We start from the raw sequence: 1,501 nt of genomic DNA, 5'->3' as shown, positions 1-1,501 counted from the left end.
TATAGAATGATTATTTTTTATGCGGAATTTGTTAATTTGAATATAAAGAGTTGTTAAAAAATAGCAATTTTTAGTTTAATAAGTTAAATTAGCTTTTTAAGTAATTGGATTGTTGTTTTTTGATTTTTTTTAAATGAATTAAATGTAATCTGCGAATGTAATTTGAATAAGAATGAAAAGTTTTGGACTGATATTAGCGTTGTTTTTTTTTAGTTTTAATGTTTTTTCACAGGAAAAATATATTAAGCATAAAATTTCTAAAGGGGAGAATGTTAGTGTTATAGCCAAAAAATATCATGTAAAAGTTAAGGAGATTCTTGATTTAAATCCTAATGCTGGTAAATTATTAAAACTAAATTCAATTTTACTAATTCCAAGTTCAGAGAAAAATGTTGCCAATAAAGATAAAGCAACAAAAACGAAGACCAAAGAAAAAGAAGTAATTGCAAGTAATAAAAGCAATTCAGATATTTCGAATACTACAACGAGTAATCAAGAAACTACTACTCATGAAATCCTAGCAAAAGAAACATTGTACGGAATTTCAAAACAATACCAACTTACAGTCGAGGAATTAAAAAAAGCCAATCCAAAATTAGAAAGTGAAGGGCTTAAAATAGGACAACAAATTATAATTCCAGGTAACGCTAAACCAATTATAAAAGAAACTGCAATAGCTGCTACTACGATTGTTACTACACCTGAGCCAGAGATAATCGAAAAGCCTGTAGAAACCGAAATTGTTCGTGAAGTTTTGCCTAAAGAAACTAAATATGCAATTGCAAAAGAATACGGACTTACGGTTAAAGAACTAGAAAGGCAAAATCCATTTATAAAAGGAAAATTACCAGTAGGTTATGTTCTTAAAATAAATCCTTCAAAATCATATGTAAAGAAAGAAGGAGTACAAGAGGGAGTAGATGCTGCAACAGCAGTAGCGACAACACCAATTAAAGATACAGCAACGACAAATAATGTAAAGTTTACCCATGACTCAGATTTGTTAAATCAATTGGTATTAAACGCTACAGAGAACGTAGGAGTTCGGTATCGTTCAGGAGGAACTTCGAGAGCAGGTTTTGATTGTTCAGGATTAATGGTAACTACATTTGGAAGTTTTGATATTAAGTTACCTAGAAGTTCTATTGAACAATCTCGTATTGGAGTTAAAATAGCTTCGGAAGATGCGCAAAAAGGAGATTTGATTTTCTTTAAAACCAACGGAAGACGTCAGATAAACCATGTAGGAATGGTGGTTGAGGTATTAGATGGGGAAATTAAATTTGTTCACTCATCTGTACATGGTGGTGTAATTGTTTCTTCAACAAAAGAAGCATACTACGGAAGAAACTTCACTCAAGTTAATCGTGTTTTAGAATAAATTTCTTTAATTCTAAAAACGTAATATAAGTTTAAGCTTTTAGACTTACTCAGTTAAATAATTTTTACTTTTTTATTTTTTCTAAATTTTCTTTTACTCGAAAATTTACAATCTTCGTTA

1 protein-coding gene is annotated in these 1,501 nt (G+C 29.6%); it reads left to right on the top strand.

Features of this window, described 5'->3' with window-relative positions; translation table 11 throughout:
* Positions 1-172: 172 nt before the first annotated feature.
* Positions 173-1,381 carry a peptidoglycan endopeptidase gene (locus B8T70_RS23460; protein WP_086896433.1) on the top strand — a complete coding sequence of 403 codons (1,209 nt, stop codon included), beginning with the start codon at positions 173-175 and terminating at the stop codon, positions 1,379-1,381.
* Positions 1,382-1,501: the final 120 nt, after the last annotated feature.

The sequence above is a fragment of the Flavobacterium sp. AJR genome (assembly GCF_002156885.1).
Taxonomy (GTDB): Bacteria; Bacteroidota; Bacteroidia; order Flavobacteriales; family Flavobacteriaceae; genus Flavobacterium.
This window is presented reverse-complemented; position numbering and strand designations above follow the sequence as displayed.